Source organism: Erwinia sp. PME.40.26/001 (assembly GCF_055556675.1).
Genome location: NZ_JBVHNP010000141.1, coordinates 1 through 275, shown reverse-complemented (window position 1 = coordinate 275; position 275 = coordinate 1). Strand labels below are relative to the sequence as shown.

At 71.6% G+C, this 275-nt stretch carries 1 protein-coding gene; it reads left to right on the top strand.

The genetic code is table 11. From position 1 onward, the window contains the following. Positions 1–275: GNAT family N-acetyltransferase (locus tag ACZ3HG_RS23570; protein WP_465334778.1), on the top strand; the 275-nt coding region annotated here is incomplete at both ends.

The window sequence follows — 275 nt, the reverse complement described above, 5'->3', positions numbered from 1 at the left end:
AGGCGCAGCTCGCGGACTGGTACGGCCGGTTCGGGTTCGTCGTGTCGGGGGAGCCGTTCGCCGAGGACGGCATTCCGCACCTCCCGATGCGGCGGACGCACCTCGCGACCGAGCGTCTCGTGCTGCGCGAGTGGACGCGCTCCGCCGACGACCGCGCGTTCCTGTTCGACCTGTACCGCCGGCCCGAGGTGCGTCAGTACATCGGCGACGGGCGGACGATGACGGATGCCGACGAGGTCGATGCCCTGCTCGAGCGCTGGACGACGTGCGCCGAC